This is a genomic window from Amycolatopsis sp. NPDC045836 (assembly GCF_056431745.1).
On sequence record NZ_JBWKKF010000002.1, the window covers coordinates 481,187 to 495,185 of the forward strand.

15 protein-coding genes are annotated in these 13,999 nt (G+C 70.5%); 9 read left to right on the forward strand and 6 right to left on the reverse strand.

Translation table 11 applies throughout. The features are described 5' to 3' along the window. Positions 1-3: 3 nt before the first annotated feature. The 4 genes from AC07EG_RS05110 (at position 4) to AC07EG_RS05125 (ending at position 5,206) form a co-directional block, all read left to right on the forward strand. The gene (locus AC07EG_RS05110) at positions 4-1,254 is read left to right on the forward strand and encodes an exo-beta-N-acetylmuramidase NamZ family protein (protein WP_478251711.1); all 1,251 of its coding nucleotides are present in this window, start codon (positions 4-6) and stop codon (positions 1,252-1,254) included. Further along, positions 1,251-3,002: a serine hydrolase domain-containing protein gene (locus AC07EG_RS05115; RefSeq protein WP_478251712.1), complete on the forward strand. Its 1,752-nt coding sequence runs from the start codon at positions 1,251-1,253 to the stop codon at positions 3,000-3,002. Before AC07EG_RS05110 ends, AC07EG_RS05115 begins: the two co-directional genes overlap by 4 nt. A gap of 279 nt (positions 3,003-3,281) precedes the next feature. Continuing rightward, entirely contained in the window at positions 3,282-4,244 is a 963-nt protein-coding gene (locus tag AC07EG_RS05120; protein ID WP_478251713.1) for a MurR/RpiR family transcriptional regulator, read from the forward strand. Further along, on the forward strand, positions 4,241-5,206 hold the full coding sequence (locus tag AC07EG_RS05125; RefSeq protein WP_478251714.1) for an N-acetylmuramic acid 6-phosphate etherase: 966 nt from the start codon (positions 4,241-4,243) through the stop codon (positions 5,204-5,206). Before AC07EG_RS05120 ends, AC07EG_RS05125 begins: the two co-directional genes overlap by 4 nt. Here the strand turns inward: AC07EG_RS05125 and AC07EG_RS05130 are convergent. Together AC07EG_RS05130 and AC07EG_RS05135 are read right to left on the reverse strand one after the other, a co-directional pair. Then, positions 5,203-5,931 carry an oxidoreductase gene (locus tag AC07EG_RS05130; RefSeq protein ID WP_478251715.1) on the reverse strand — a complete coding sequence of 243 codons (729 nt, stop codon included), beginning with the start codon at positions 5,929-5,931 and terminating at the stop codon, positions 5,203-5,205. The two genes, AC07EG_RS05125 and AC07EG_RS05130, sit on opposite strands and share 4 nt — an antisense overlap. Next, a complete protein-coding gene (locus tag AC07EG_RS05135) occupies positions 5,928-6,422 on the reverse strand; it encodes a phosphoribosyltransferase (RefSeq protein ID WP_478251716.1) in 495 nt (164 codons plus the stop codon). The genes AC07EG_RS05130 and AC07EG_RS05135 overlap by 4 nt, the downstream gene beginning before the upstream one ends. Before the next feature lie 94 nt (positions 6,423-6,516). Between AC07EG_RS05135 and AC07EG_RS05140 the strand changes: the two genes are divergently transcribed. The 3 genes from AC07EG_RS05140 to AC07EG_RS05150 all read left to right on the forward strand — a co-directional run bounded on the left by AC07EG_RS05140 (position 6,517) and on the right by AC07EG_RS05150 (position 9,793). Continuing rightward, a complete protein-coding gene (locus tag AC07EG_RS05140) occupies positions 6,517-7,098 on the forward strand; it encodes a GNAT family N-acetyltransferase (protein WP_478251769.1) in 582 nt (193 codons plus the stop codon). Positions 7,099-7,252: 154 nt separating this feature from the next. After that, positions 7,253-9,244: an acetate--CoA ligase gene (acs, locus tag AC07EG_RS05145; RefSeq protein ID WP_478251717.1), complete on the forward strand. Its 1,992-nt coding sequence runs from the start codon at positions 7,253-7,255 to the stop codon at positions 9,242-9,244. 126 nt (positions 9,245-9,370) lie between these two features. Then, entirely contained in the window at positions 9,371-9,793 is a 423-nt protein-coding gene (locus tag AC07EG_RS05150) for a DUF6319 family protein (RefSeq protein ID WP_478251718.1), read from the forward strand. Positions 9,794-9,850: 57 nt separating this feature from the next. Here the strand turns inward: AC07EG_RS05150 and AC07EG_RS05155 are convergent, their stop codons facing one another. Continuing rightward, positions 9,851-10,189, reverse strand: coding sequence for a cupin domain-containing protein (locus tag AC07EG_RS05155; protein WP_478251719.1), 339 nt, complete (start codon positions 10,187-10,189; stop codon positions 9,851-9,853). Continuing rightward, positions 10,186-10,650 carry an OsmC family protein gene (locus AC07EG_RS05160; protein WP_478251720.1) on the reverse strand — a complete coding sequence of 155 codons (465 nt, stop codon included), beginning with the start codon at positions 10,648-10,650 and terminating at the stop codon, positions 10,186-10,188. The genes AC07EG_RS05155 and AC07EG_RS05160 overlap by 4 nt, the downstream gene beginning before the upstream one ends. Before the next feature lie 73 nt (positions 10,651-10,723). Here AC07EG_RS05160 and AC07EG_RS05165 point away from each other — a divergent pair, with 73 nt between their 5' ends. Beyond that, positions 10,724-11,356 (forward strand): GntR family transcriptional regulator, encoded by a 633-nt coding sequence (locus AC07EG_RS05165; RefSeq protein WP_478251721.1) that lies wholly within the window; start codon positions 10,724-10,726, stop codon positions 11,354-11,356. On the opposite strand, the gene AC07EG_RS05170 is transcribed toward AC07EG_RS05165, so the two are convergent. Beyond that, complete coding sequence (locus AC07EG_RS05170) at positions 11,341-12,660, reverse strand: MFS transporter (protein WP_478251722.1); 1,320 nt, start codon at positions 12,658-12,660, stop codon at positions 11,341-11,343. The genes AC07EG_RS05165 and AC07EG_RS05170 overlap by 16 nt on opposite strands. Positions 12,661-12,763: 103 nt before the next feature. Here AC07EG_RS05170 and AC07EG_RS05175 point away from each other — a divergent pair, with 103 nt between their 5' ends. After that, positions 12,764-13,453, forward strand: a complete 690-nt coding sequence (locus AC07EG_RS05175) for a DUF2848 domain-containing protein (RefSeq protein ID WP_478251723.1) — start codon at positions 12,764-12,766, stop codon at positions 13,451-13,453. 7 nt (positions 13,454-13,460) lie between these two features. On the opposite strand, the gene AC07EG_RS05180 is transcribed toward AC07EG_RS05175, so the two are convergent. Then, on the reverse strand, positions 13,461-13,961 hold the full coding sequence (locus tag AC07EG_RS05180; RefSeq protein WP_478251724.1) for a hypothetical protein: 501 nt from the start codon (positions 13,959-13,961) through the stop codon (positions 13,461-13,463). Positions 13,962-13,999: the final 38 nt, after the last annotated feature.

Here is a 13,999-nt window from a genome sequence, read left to right on the forward strand (position 1 = left end):
GCCATGGGCTTCACCCGGAGGCGCCTGCTCGGCGGCGCCGCGGCGGCTTCACTGCTGACCGCGGGCAGCGCGAGCGCGCAGGAGACCAGGACGCGGCCCACCGTGCTGACCGGCGCGGACCAGCTGGCCAGGCAGGGCTGGCAGCAGCTGGCCGGGCGCAAGCTCGGCGTGCTGTCCAATCCGACCGGCGTGCTGGCGAACCTGGAGCACACGGTGGACTCGATGGTGGCGGCGGGCGTCAAGCCGGTGGCCGTGTTCGGGCCGGAGCACGGCTTCCGCGGCAGCGCGCAGGCCGGTGGGTCCGAGGGCGACTACGTGGACCCGCGCACCGGCGTCCCGGTGTACGACGCGTACGGCGCCGACGCCACCAAGCTGGCCGGAATGCTGACCAAGGCGGGGGTGGACACCGTGGTGTTCGACATCGCCGACGTCGGCGCCCGTTTCTACACCTACATCTGGTCCATGTACACCGCGATGGTGGCCGCCGCGAAGACCGGTGCCGCGTTCGTCGTGCTGGACCGGCCGAACCCGCTCGGCGGGCGGGCGCACGGGCCGATGCTGGACCCGGCGTTCGCCTCGGGCATCGGGCGCAAGCCGATCGTGCAGCAGCACGGCATGACCGTCGGCGAGCTGGCCCGGTTCTTCGCGGGCGAGTTCCTGCCGGCTGAGGGCGTGCAGCTGCCGAAGCTGGAGATCGTCCAGGTGAAGGGCTGGCGCCGGGACACCTTCTTCGCCGGAACGGGTCTGCTGTGGACCCCGCCCAGCCCGAACATGCCCACGCCGGACACCGCGCTGGCGTACCCGGGCACCGGGCTGTTCGAAGGTACGGTGTTCTCGGAGGGCCGTGGCACGACCCGGCCGTTCGAGATGGTCGGCGCGCCCGAACTGGACTGGCGCTGGCGGGCGGCGCTCGAGGAGCTGGACCTGCCGGGTGCGCGGTTCCGCGAGAACTACTTCGTGCCCACGTTCAGCAAGTTCGTCGGCAAGACCTGCGGTGGGGTGCAGCTGACCGTCACCGACGCGCGGTCGTTCGACGCGATCCGCACCGGCGTCGCGATGCTGGTCACCGCGAAGAAGACGCACCCGGACCTGTTCGCCTGGCGGCCGGACAACTTCATCGACAAGCTCTCCGGTTCCACGCGGCTGCGGACGATGGTCGACGCCGGGGCGGGCGTGGACGAGGTCGTCGGGGCGTGGCAGGGCGAGCTGGCGGACTTCGACCGCAGGCGGCGGCAGTACCTGCTCTACAGATGAAGAGGGGACACATGAAGCTGGGCGCGCTGATCGCGATCGCGGCGGTCACCATGGCGGGCATGACCTCGAGCGTGGCCGCCGCCGAGAGCCAGCCCGCGGCGGGCCGGTTCGACCGGCCGCAGCCCGGCTTCGCCCCGCCGGGCACCGCCCTGCGCCCGGCCACCCCGGAGGAGGCCGGGCTCGACCCGGCCCCGCTGCTGGCGGCCGAGCAGCGGATCGACGCCTGGACCCGGCCGGACGCCACCGGCCACCCGCTGTTCGCCGGTGCGGTGGGCCTGCAGGTCCACGACGGTCAGGTGGTCAACACGCACACCGCCGGGTTCGCCCTGCGCTACGCCGACGCCGCCGGTACCGAACTGCCCGCCGGGCAGCAGGTGCCGATGCGGATGGACACCATCTTCGACCTCGCCTCGATCTCGAAGCTGTTCACCTCGCTCGCGGTGATGCAACTGGTGGAACGCGGTCAGGTGGACGTCGACGAGCCGGTGCGCACCTACCTGCCGGAGTTCGGCGTGAACGGCAAGGCCGGCATCACCGTCGTGCAGCTGCTCACGCACACCTCCGGGCTGGAGCCGTTCCTGCCGCTGTGGCGCGACTGGCCGGACAAGGCCGCGCGCCTCAAAGCGGTGATGGACGTCAAGCCGAAGTACGAACCGGGCAGCACCTACGAGTACTCCGACCTGAACCTGATCACGCTGGGCGTGCTGGTCGAACGGCTCACCGGGCAGCCGCTGGACGTGCGGGTGCGCGAGGGCATCACCGAACCGCTGGGCATGGTGGACACCGGCTACAACCCGCCGGCCGGGAAGCTGGACCGGATCGCCGCGACGGAGTTCATGGCGGTGCCGGACCGGGGCCTGGTCCGCGGCCAGGTGCACGACGAGAACGCCTGGTCGCTGGGCGGGGTCGCCGGGCACGCCGGGGTGTTCTCCACCGCCGCCGACCTGGCCCGGCTGGGGCAGGCGATCCTGAACGGCGGTGCCTACGGCGGCAACCGGATCCTGCGCGAGGACAGCGTCCGCCAGATGCTGACCGACTACAACCAGGACTTCCCCGGTGACGCCCACGGGCTGGGCTTCGAGCTGGACCAGCTCTGGTACATGGGCGGGCTGACCTCGCCTGCCACCGCCGGGCACACCGGGTTCACCGGCACCTCGCTGGTGATCGACCCGCTGTCCCGCTCGATCGCCGTCCTGCTGACCAACCGGGTGCACCCGACCCGGAACTGGGGTTCGATCAACGTGGCCAGGGAGGCCTGGGCGACCGGGCTGTCGCGGGCGCTGGCGGTGCCGCCGAAGCACGGGCCGGACGCGTGGGTGTCGCAAATCGGCAACCAGTCCACGGCCACCCTCACCACGGCACCGCTCACCGTCGGTGACCGCCCGCTGAGGGTGACCTTCGACACCTTCGTCGACACCGAGACGACCGATCAGCTGGTGCTGGAGTCCTCGGTGGACGGGACAACCTGGCAGCCGGTGTCACTCCGGGCCGCCGGTCCCGGTGCGCCCGGCGGGGCGGTGACAGCGCTGTCGGGCACCGGCCACCGAGCTTGGTGGACCGTCTCCGCGCTGCTCCCCCCGCGTGGAAAAGTGGCCCTGCGCTGGCGTTACAGCACGGACAAGGCGTACACGGCCCGCGGCGTGCTCTTGGACGGCGTTAAGGCCGTTGTGTCCGGTAACACGGTCCTCGACCTGGAACGCGCGCCGGGAGCTGTAACGCCCGAGGGATGGCAGTTGCGTAATCGCTGAGTCACCAAGCGCTCATTGAACAAGCGCCAAGTTGTTGAATCTTCTACGACAAGTCACAACATCGTTACCCGTTTGGGCCAATCACCACAGATAGTTTCACTGGGTGTAGCAAGTTGCGAAGTTGTTAACAAGTGAACGTTAACATCTTCGACCTGGTTAGCGACTTTCACAGCAACCAAGCATGAGCTGCCCGACCAGGAGACACCGTCGGGTGGCACTCTCCTTCGAAGGGTGTGGGTTGCCTTGTCGCAGATTCCTACGGTTAGTAAGTTTCCCACGGTGACCAACCCCGAGCCCGTCGCGGACTCCGCGCCGGAAGCACCCGCCGTGGTGCGGGAATCCGAGGCCAGCCCGCTGGTCCGGATCCGGTCGCTGCTGCCCGGCCTGGCCAGAGCGGAGCAGCGCGTGGCCAAAGTCGTGCTCGACGACCCCTCCAGCGTCGCCAGACGCAGCATCACCGAGGTGGCGCTGGCGGCCAACACCAGCGAGACCACGGTGACCCGGTTCTGCAAGGCCATCGGCGTCGGCGGCTACCCGCAGCTGCGCATCGCGCTGGCCGCGGACACCGCGCGCACCGAGGCCCGCTCCAGCCGCAACCTCGGCGGCGAGATCGGCCCGGACGACGACCTGGCCGCGGTGATCGGCAAGGTCAGCTTCGCCGACGCCCGCGCCGTCGAGGAGACCGCCGACCAGCTCGACGTGGCCGCCCTGCAGCGGGTGATCGAGCTGATCGCCGGCGCCGGCCGGGTGGACGTCTACGGCGTCGGCGCCAGCGCCTTCGTCGCCGCCGACCTGCAGCAGAAGCTGCACCGCATCGGCCGGGTCAGCTTCGCCTGGTCCGACACGCACATCATGCTGACCTCGGCCGCGGTGCTCAAACCCGGCGACGTCGCGGTCGGCATCTCGCACACCGGCGCCACCACCGACACCGTGGAAGCGCTGCGCGTGGCCCGTGAGCACGGCGCCATCACCGTCGCGCTGACCAACTTCCCCCGCTCCCCGATCACCGAGGTGGCCGACCACGTGCTCACCACCGCGGCCAGGGAGACCACCTTCCGCTCGGGGGCCACGGCCAGCCGGATCGCCCAGCTCACCGTCATCGACTGCATGTTCATCGGCGTGGCGCAGCGGCACATGGACGCCGCGGTGTCCGCGCTCGACGCCACCCGCGACGCCGTCGGCCACCACCGGCTCGGCGTCCGGCCGGACGGCCGCCGCCGGCCAAGGGAGACCGGGAAATGAGTGATGTGAAGGTGAAGGACACCGTTCGGCCGCTGGTCGGCCTGCGCCGCCAGGTGGTCCACGTGGACTCCCCGACGGAGCAGCGGAACCCCCGCACGATGGACATCGACCTGATGTCGACCGTGGGCATCCTCGGGGCGCTCAACGCCGAGGACAAGCTGGTCCCGGACGCGGTCAACGCGGTCCTGCCGCAGCTCGCCCGCGCCGTGGACTTCGCGGTGGAAGCCCTGCGGGCCGGGCGCCGCGTGCACTACGTCGGGGCCGGGACCTCCGGCAGGCTCGCCACGCTCGACGCGGCCGAACTCGTTCCGACCTTCAACGTGCCCGACGACTGGTTCGTCGCGCACCACGCCGGTGGGCCTCGTGCCCTGCGGCAGGCCGTGGAGAACGCCGAGGACGACGACGCCGCCGGTGCCGCCGAACTCCGCGAGTCGGTGCAGCCGGGCGACTTCGTGCTCGGCCTCACCGCCTCCGGGCGCACCCCGTACGTGCTCGGCGCGCTCGCGGCCGCGTCGGAGGCCGGCTGCCGGACGGCGCTGGTCTCGGGCAACCCGCGGTCGCAGAACGTGCCGGGGGTGGACGTGCTGATCGCGGTGGACACCGGGCCGGAGGCCATCGCCGGCTCCACCCGGATGAAGGCGGGCAGCGCGCAGAAGATCATCCTGACCGCGTTCTCCACCGCCACGATGATCAAGCTCGGCCGGACCTACTCGAACCTGATGGTCAGCATGCGGGCGACGAACGCGAAGCTGCGCGGCCGCAACGTGCGCATCCTGCGCGAGGCCACCGGGATGAGCGAGCAGGACTGCTCCGACGCGCTGGCCGAGTCCGGGGACGACCTCAAGGTGGCGCTGGTGCACCTGCTGTCCGGAGTGGACACCGCGACGGCGGGCAAGGCGCTGGACGCCAACCAGGGGCACGTGCGCAACGCCTTGGCGTCGCTGCACATGCGCGCCTCCTAGGGGCCGGCGGAATCCGCGATGCCGGTGGCTTCCCGCGCCCCGGTTTCGTAGCTCTGGCAGCAGAACAGCAACCACTCGCGCACACCGTCCGGCTCGCCCGAGGCGAACGCCTCGGCGGCCGCGGTGTACTTCCGCACGTGCCGGAAGCAGGCGACCTCGGGCACGGTGAGCGCCTTCGGGTCCAGTCCGGAGGCCACCATCGCCAGCCGCGCGGCGGCCCTGGCGAGCACCCCGTCCGCGGTGCCGAACGGCCGCAGCGCGAGCAGTTCACCGTGCACCACCGCGGTGAGCACCGGGCCGGGCACCGAGGTGGCCCCGGTGACCAGCTGCGCGAGCAGGTCGAGGCGCCCGGCGGTGCCCTGGCGCGGCCTGCCGAGCGAATCGGCGTCGGCGGTCAGGTCGGCGGCGGCCAGCACGTGCAGCTTCGCCAGCGCCTGCAGCGGTGCCCGGCGCCAGACCGGCAGCAGGGCTTCCGCCGCCTCGGCCGCGCGCAGCGATCCGGCGAGCACCGGGTCGCTGACCGAACCCTCGGCGGGGATGTCGGGGTCACCGCCGTCGATCCCGGCCGACGCGCGGGCGGCGCGGACCGAGGCTTCGGCGGCGGTCGCGGCGCCCGCGCGCAGGTTGGCCGGGTGGCGGTGCACGGCGAACACGGCGTCCTGGGCGGACTTCACCGCGGCGGCGACGCCGTCGAGGTCCAGCAGCGGGGCGAGCGGATCGGTCACGCGTCCAGCACCTGCCCGCTCCGCGAGACCACCGGCGGCTGCGAGGACCACGGGAAGTTGATCCACTTGTCCGTCCGCCGCCACACGTAGTCGCAGCTGACCTCCGAGTGCGGCTTTTCGTAGACCACCGCGCAGCGCACCTCGGCCACGTGGTCGGCGCAGAAGTCGCGGACCAGCTTGAGCGTGGCGCCGGTGTCGGCGACGTCGTCGGCGATCAGCACCTTCTTCTGCGTCAGGTCGACCACGTTCGGCACCGGCGGCAGCATCACCGGCAGGTCCAGGCGCTGGTCGACGCCGGTGTAGAACTCCACGTTCATCACGTGCAGGTTCTTCACGTCCAGCGCGTACCCGAGCGCGCCGGCGACGAAGAGCCCACCGCGGGCGATGGACAGGATGAGGTCGGGGTCGTACCCGTCACCGGCGACCTCCTCGGCCAGCTCCCGGCTCGCCGCACCGAACAGTTCCCAGGTCAGCTCTTCGCGTTCTGCCACCGCTGGAGCATAGGCACAGGCCAAGTGGACTGCTGGATTTGGGTGAAAATGGCTCTGTGCCGAGGCCACTTGGCTTTCGTAGGTTGACTCCGTGATCAACGAATGGACCCGCTGCCCCACGCTCATCGGCAAGCACGTGCGCCTCGAACCGCTCACCACCGACCACGCCGCCGGGCTCCGCGAAGCGGGCGCCGACCCAGTGGTCTGGACCTGGTTGAGCGGGTTCCAGCCGCGGACCGACGCCGAAGCCGAAGCGATGGTCGCCGAGGTGCTCGCCGAACCGGACCGCGTCGCCTTCGCGCAGGTCGACCAGCGGACCGGGGCCGTCGCCGGTACCACCTCCTACTACGGGATCGTGGCCAAGCACCGGATCCTGAGCATCGGGCACACCTGGCTCGGCCGGCCGTGGCAGCGCACCGCGGTGAACACCGAGGCCAAGTTCCTGTTGCTGCAGCACGCTTTCGACGAGATCGGCGCGAACAGGGTGGCCTGGGAGACCGACATCAACAACCAGCAGTCGCAGCGCGCGATCGAACGGCTCGGCGCGGTGCGCGAGGGCGTGCAGCGCGGGCACCGGATCCGCAAGGACGGCTCGATCCGGGACACCGTGCTGTATTCCGTCACCAAACCGGAATGGCCGTTCGTGCGCGACCGGTTGGCCGCTCGGCTGGGCTGAGGCACCGTTCGTCCGCGTCCAGCGGTCAAGCTGCGGACCAGCCGGTCCACTGGCTCGTGTGTAACCTCGGAGCAACCTTTTACTTCGGGTACCAACGTCGCTACGGTGCCCTTCCGGGGTAGCCCAGGATTCGCGAATCAGGAGGCAGCGCACCATGACCGAGCAGTCGCCGGCGCTCGACAATCTGCTCAACGAGAGCCGGACCTTCCCGCCAAGCGACGAATTCGCCGCCCAGGCCAACGCGACCGCCGACCTCTACGCCGAAGCCGACGCCGATCGCGAGGCGTTCTGGGCCAAGCAGGCCGAACGGCTGCACTGGGAGACCCGGTGGACGCAGGTGCTCGACTGGTCCGGCGCCCCGTTCGCCAAGTGGTTCGTCGGCGGCAAGCTGAACGTCGCCTACAACTGCGTGGACCGGCACGTCGACGACGGCCACGGCGACCAGGTCGCCATCCACTGGGTCGGCGAGCCGGGTGACACCAGGGACCTGACCTACGCCGACCTCAAGCGCGAGGTCTCCAAGGCCGCCAACGCCCTGTCCTCGCTCGGGCTGGTCGCGGGCGACCGGGTGGCGATCCAGCTGCAGATGGTGCCCGAAGCGATCATCGCGATGCTCGCCTGCGCCCGCCTCGGGGTGCTGCACAGCGTGGTGTTCGGTGGTTTCTCCCCCGCCGCGCTGCGATCCAGGGTGGACGATGCGCAGGCACGCGTGGTGATCACCTCCGACGGCCAGTTCCGCCGCGGCAAGGCGGCGCCGATGAAGGCCAACGTCGACGAGGCGCTCGAGGGCGCGGAGTCGGTGGAGAAGGTCATCGTCGTCAAGCGCACCGGCGACCAGCTCGACGGCGAGGTGCCGTGGACCGACGGCCGTGACGTGTGGTGGCACGACCTGGTCGACGCGCAGTCCGACGAGCACACCCCGGAAGCCTTCGACGCCGAGCACCCGCTGTTCATCCTCTACACCTCCGGCACCACCGGGAAGCCGAAGGGCATCCTGCACACCTCGGGCGGTTACCTGACCCAGGCCGCGTACACGCACCACAACGTGTTCGACCACAAGCCGGGCAAGGACGTCTACTGGTGCACCGCCGACATCGGCTGGGTCACCGGGCACAGCTACATCGTCTACGGGCCGCTGGCGAACCGCGCCACGCAGGTGGTCTACGAGGGCACGCCGAACACCCCGCACGAGGGCAGGCACTGGGAGATCATCCAGCAGTACAAGGTCTCCATCTACTACACCGCGCCCACGCTGATCCGCACGTTCATGAAGTGGGGCAAGGAGATCCCGGAGAAGTACGACCTGTCCTCGCTGCGCGTGCTGGGCAGCGTCGGCGAGCCGATCAACCCGGAGGCGTGGATCTGGTACCGGGAGAACATCGGCGCGGGCAAGGCGCCGGTGGTGGACACCTGGTGGCAGACCGAGACCGGCACGATCATGATCTCGCCGCTGCCGGGCGTCACCGAGGCCAAGCCGGGTTCGGCGCAGCGCGCGCTGCCGGGCATCTCCGCGAAGGTGGTCGACGACCAGGCCAACGAGGTCGGCCACGGCGGTGGCGGTTACCTGGTGCTGGACAAGCCGTGGCCGTCGATGCTGCGCGGGATCTGGGGCGACAACGACCGCTACCGCGACACCTACTGGTCGCGCTTCGCCGACCAGGGCTTCTACTTCGCCGGTGACGGGGCGAAGTACGACGGCGACGGCGACATCTGGCTGCTGGGCCGGGTGGACGACGTGATGAACGTGTCCGGGCACCGGATCTCCACCACCGAGGTCGAGTCGGCGCTGGTGTCGCACCCGACGGTGGCCGAGGCGGCGGTGGTCGGCGCCTCCGACCCGACCACCGGCCAGGGCATCGTGGCGTTCGTGATCCTGCGCGGCGGCGTGGCGCAGGACGAGGCCAAGGGCGAGGAGGCGATCACCGCGCTGCGCAACCACGTGGCGAAGGAGATCGGCCCGATCGCCAAGCCGCGCCAGATCATGGTCGTGCCCGAGCTGCCGAAGACCCGGTCCGGCAAGATCATGCGCCGCCTGCTGCGTGACGTGGCGGAGAACCGGCAGGTCGGCGACGTGACCACGCTGGCCGACTCGTCGGTGATGGACCTGATCTCCTCCGGCCTCAACTCCGGCAAGTCCGAGGAGTAACCCCGGTTCCACCCGCGTGCCGGGGGCGGTCACACTGGACCACCCCCGGCGCGCGGTGATCGAACGCATGTTCTAAGCTGTCGCGCTGGGAGAACCCATCTATGCGGCAAGGAGACAAGACCTGCGATGACCGTGGATGCCTTGACAGAACCCGAGGCGCCGGCCGCGGCGCCGGAGCCGGTCGCCGAGAACGGCCAGGCTGATGCTCCCGAGACGCCCGCCACCGAGGAGGCCAAGCCCAAGCGCGGCCGCCCGAAGGGCCCGACCACCGCCAAGAAGACCAGGACCGTCGAGCTGACGCTGACCGTCACCGGCACCGCCGACGGCGAATGGCAGGCGGAACTCAAGCACGGCAGCAAGTGGATCGCCCGCGGCATCGAGGTCCCGGCGGCCGCGGTGTCCCGCGCGGCCAAGGAGCTGCACGAGGAGCTGTCCGGCCCGATCGACGAGGTCATCAACGCCGCTCGCGAGCAGCAGCAGGCGAAGGTGGCCCAGCTCGAAGCCGAGCTGGAAGAGGCCAAGAAGGCCCTCGCGGAACTCGAGCAGTAAACCTGCTCCAGCAGGGATCGGGGCTGTCGCGACCAATCGCGGCAGCCCCGATTTCGTTCAGGTGCTCAGCGGAGCCCGCCACGGCAGCGGTGACTTGAACTCCAGCCAGTGGCTGTCCACCACCGCCACGACGGTGTGCGGCACGTCCCGCGGGTGCACCACGGTCTCCCCGGGCGCCAGCCGGACCTCGCGGCCGCCGACGGTGCCGCGCAGTTCACCCGAAAGCAGGTAGATGGTGCTGTCGTGGTCGTGCCGGTGCTCCGGCGAACCGACTCCCGCCGGATACCGGATTTCGTAGAGCAGCCCGGAATCCAGGCTCTCCCTGGTGCGGAAGGTGCCGGTGCCGCCGACCAGCGGCTGCCCCTCCACAGTGGACAACTCCTGCCAGTCGCTCATGACCGCGTCCTCGGCTCGTGCTTGACCGGGAAGTTCACCGAACGCGCGATGAAGCACTTCGAATGCGCGACCTCGTGCAGTTCCTCCGCGGCCGCCACCATGCCGGGCTCGGCCACGGTGACCACCGGTCGCAGGGTGACCTCGCGGAACTGCCCGCCGCCGTCGGGGCTCTCCACCATCACCCCGTCCGCCTCGTCGGTGTAGCCGGTGATCACCACCTTGCGGGCGGCGGCCAGCGCGAGCACCCAGAGCATGTGGCACTCCGACAGCGACGCGACCAGCAGTTCCTCGGGGTTCCAGCGGGTGCGGTCACCGAGGAAGGCCGGGTCGGACGAGCCGGCCAGCAGCGGTTTGCCCGGGATGTAGACGTCGTGCGCCCGCGAGTAGTCGCGGTAGCGGGCGGTGCCCTCGCCCCGGTTCCCCGTCCAGGTGACGGTCGTGGCGTAGCGGTGTTCCTTCATTTGGCTCACGTCCTCCAGTGCCGTGGCATGTACTATTCGTATACAGGTCGTATACAAACTCTGAGGGGGATGGATGGCCGCGCGATCGGGCCGCGAGCGGGCCTACGAGTTCCTGAAGGGCTCGGTGCTGCCGGATCCCGAAGCGCAGGGCCAGTTCATCAGCGAACAGGACCTGGCGACCAGGATCGGCGTCTCGCGCACCCCGATCCGCGAGGCGTTGCTGATGCTCGCCGCCGAGGACCTCGTCCAGCTCGTGCCCAACCGCGGTGCCTACATCGCCCCGCTCACCGGCCGCGACCTGTCCGAGCTGATCGAGCTGCGCGGCATGATGGAGCGCTTCGCCGCGGAGAAGACGATCGCCGGTGGTGGCGCGCCGGTCGAGCCGATGCGCGCCACCCTGCGGCAGCAGTCCGAATTGGACGATCCGGCGCAGGCCCGCGAATTCATCGAGCTGGACACGGTTTTCCACACGCTGCTGATCGACGCCGCCGGGAACGCCATGCTCAGCAAGGCCTACGCCGGGCTGCGCGACCGGCAGTTGCGGGCCGGGCTGGTCGCGTTGTTCGCCTGCCCGAACCGCCAGCTCACCGTCTGCGAGGAGCACCGGGCGATCGTCGACGGCCTGGCGGCCGGGGACCTCGCCGCCACGCACGCCGCCATCGACCACCACCTCGGCACCACCCTCAAGCTTCAGTTGACCAGCTGATCGGCCTGCGCCCGCGGCTCGTACTCCGCCGGGTCGGGGTCGCGGCCGAGCAGCACGCCGATGACCGTGACGATCGCGGTGACCAGCACGTAGGCGGCGATCGCCAGCCAGGTGCCGAACCCGGCGAACAAGGCGGTGAACAGCAGCGGCGCCAGCGCCCCGCCGACCACGCCGGCCAGGGTGTAACCGAGTGAGCTGCCGGTGTACCGCAGGCGCGGCGAGAACTGCTCGGTGACCAGCGCGGCCTGCGGGCCGTACAACAGCGCGTGGATCACCAGCGCCAGCACGATGCCGACCACCACCGCGGCGTACGAGCCACCGCTGACCATCGGGAAGAAGACGAACGGCCAGATCCCGGCGGCGATGGTGCCTGCCAGGTACAGCTTGCGGCGGTTGACCCGGTCGGACAGCGCGCCGGCGGCCGGGATCAGCACCAGCTGGCAGGCCGAGCCGATCATCACCGCGGTCAGCCCCTCCCCACGCGACATGCCCAGTTCCTGCGTCATGTAGGTCAGCACGAAGACGGTGAACAACGCGTACAGCACGTCGGGGCAGACGCGGATCAGCACGGCGGCGACCAGCGCGCGGCGTTCGTGCTTGAACACCTCGGAGATCGGCGCCTCCGGCCGGTCACCCTTCTCGGCGATCTGCTTGAACACCGGGGTTTCCTCCAGCTTCAGCCGGATCCACAGCCCGAAGAGGACGAGCACACCGGAGAGCAGGAAGGCGACCCGCCAGCCCCACGAGTCGAACTGCGCCTCGGTCAGCAGCACGGCGAGCAGCGCGAGCACCCCGTTGGCGAGCAGGTTGCCCGCGGGCGGGCCGACCTGCGCGGCGGAGGCCCAGAACCCGCGTTTGCGCGGGTCACCGAATTCGCTGGAGAGCAGGACCGCACCACCCCACTCGCCGCCGATGCCGACGCCCTGGGCGAAGCGGAGCGCGACCAGCAGCACCGCGGCGAGCCCGCCGATGCTCTCGTAGGTGGGCAGCACGCCGATCAGGAAGGTGGCGACGCCGGTCAGGATCAGCGTGAACACCAGCACGCGCTTGCGGCCGATCACGTCGCCGAGCCTGCCGAAGACAAAACCGCCGAGCGGGCGGGCCAGGTAACCGACGGCGTAGGTGGAAAAGGCCGCCATGGTGCCCGCCAGCTTGTCACCGGCGGGGAAGAACAAGTCGCCGAAGAGCGTCGCCGCGGCGACCGAGTAGGCGGCGAAGTCGTACCACTCCAGTGCCGTTCCGGACAGGCTCGCCGCGAAGGCGCGCCGCAGCGAGCGGCCGTCCACCTGTTCTTGTGCAGTCATCGCTCACACCCCGTTTGGCTGTTGTGCCGAGTTGCGGTAATACTGGTTGTATACATCTTGCATGCGCAAGCCCCAATAAAGAAATCCCAGGTCAGGAGGTCCGATGCCGGAGTACCCACGGCTCAGCTTCACCCTGCCGGACGGCAGCGAGGTGCACACGGACGTGCACACGCTGCTCAACGCGGGTTACGCCGGCCGCAGCCAGGACGACGTCGCCGCGCACGTGGCGGAGCTGGCCGAACTGGGCGTGCCCGCGCCGTCGACCACACCCGCGCTGTACCCGGTGGCGCCCTACCTGGCCAGCCAGGCCGACGAGGTGCCGGTGCAGCACGACCGCACCTCGGGTGAGGCGGAATGGGCACTGGTGATCACCGGCCCGGCACCGGAGGACGTGCTGCTGACCGCGGCCTGCGACCACACCGACCGCGCGCTCGAGGTGCACGGGGTGGCGTGGAGCAAGAACGCGAGCCCGGACGTGCTGGCGCGCCGGGCGTGGCGCCTGGTCGACGTCGAGGACCGGCTGGACGACCTCGTGCTGCGCGCCTGGGCGGACGGGGTGGAGATCCAGCACGGGAAGCTGGCGGAACTGCTGACGCCGGGGTACTGGCTGGACGTGCTGCGCTCACGCGGCTGGTACGAACCGGGCGTGGTGCTGATCTCCGGCACCATCCCGATGCACCACGGGGTGAACCAGTTCGCCTCGTCGTGGCGGGTGGAACTCGGCGACCCGGCCACCGGGAACACCATCGACCTGAGCTACCGGGTCCGCCCGCTGCCCGACCCGATCGGCTGAGCGCGGCTCAGCGCGGTGGGTACTGCGGCGGCGGGTACCCCTGTTGCCGGGGATGTCCCTGCTGTTGCGGATATCCCTGCTGCTGCGGGTACCACTGCGGCTGGCCGTACCCCTGCGGCGGGGTCGCGTAACCCTGCGGCGGTGCGGGCGGGTGGCCCTGCGGGCCCGGAGGCAGCTGCCCCGGCGGCGGACCGGGGAACTGCCCGGGCGGCGGCCCGGCGGGGCGCTTCTTCCGGAACTGGCTGATCGTCCAGAAGCCACCGCCGACCAGCATCACCACGCCGCCGCCGAGCAGCAGCCACCCGGTCCGCGTGTTGTCCCCGCGCTGCTCCTCCATCGACCGCTCGGTGGAGGAGCCACCGCGGCGGGAGGACTCGACGCAGGTGTCGCCGGCCTCCATGGTCCGGCTGCCGCACTTCACCGAATCGTCGCTGAGGGTCACGATGCCGCCGATCAGCAGGAACACGCCCACCACGGTGGTCAGCACGGCGTAGATCTTGTCCCGCAAGACTCCCCCTCAGCGACGAAAGCGGCTCCCATCCTCCC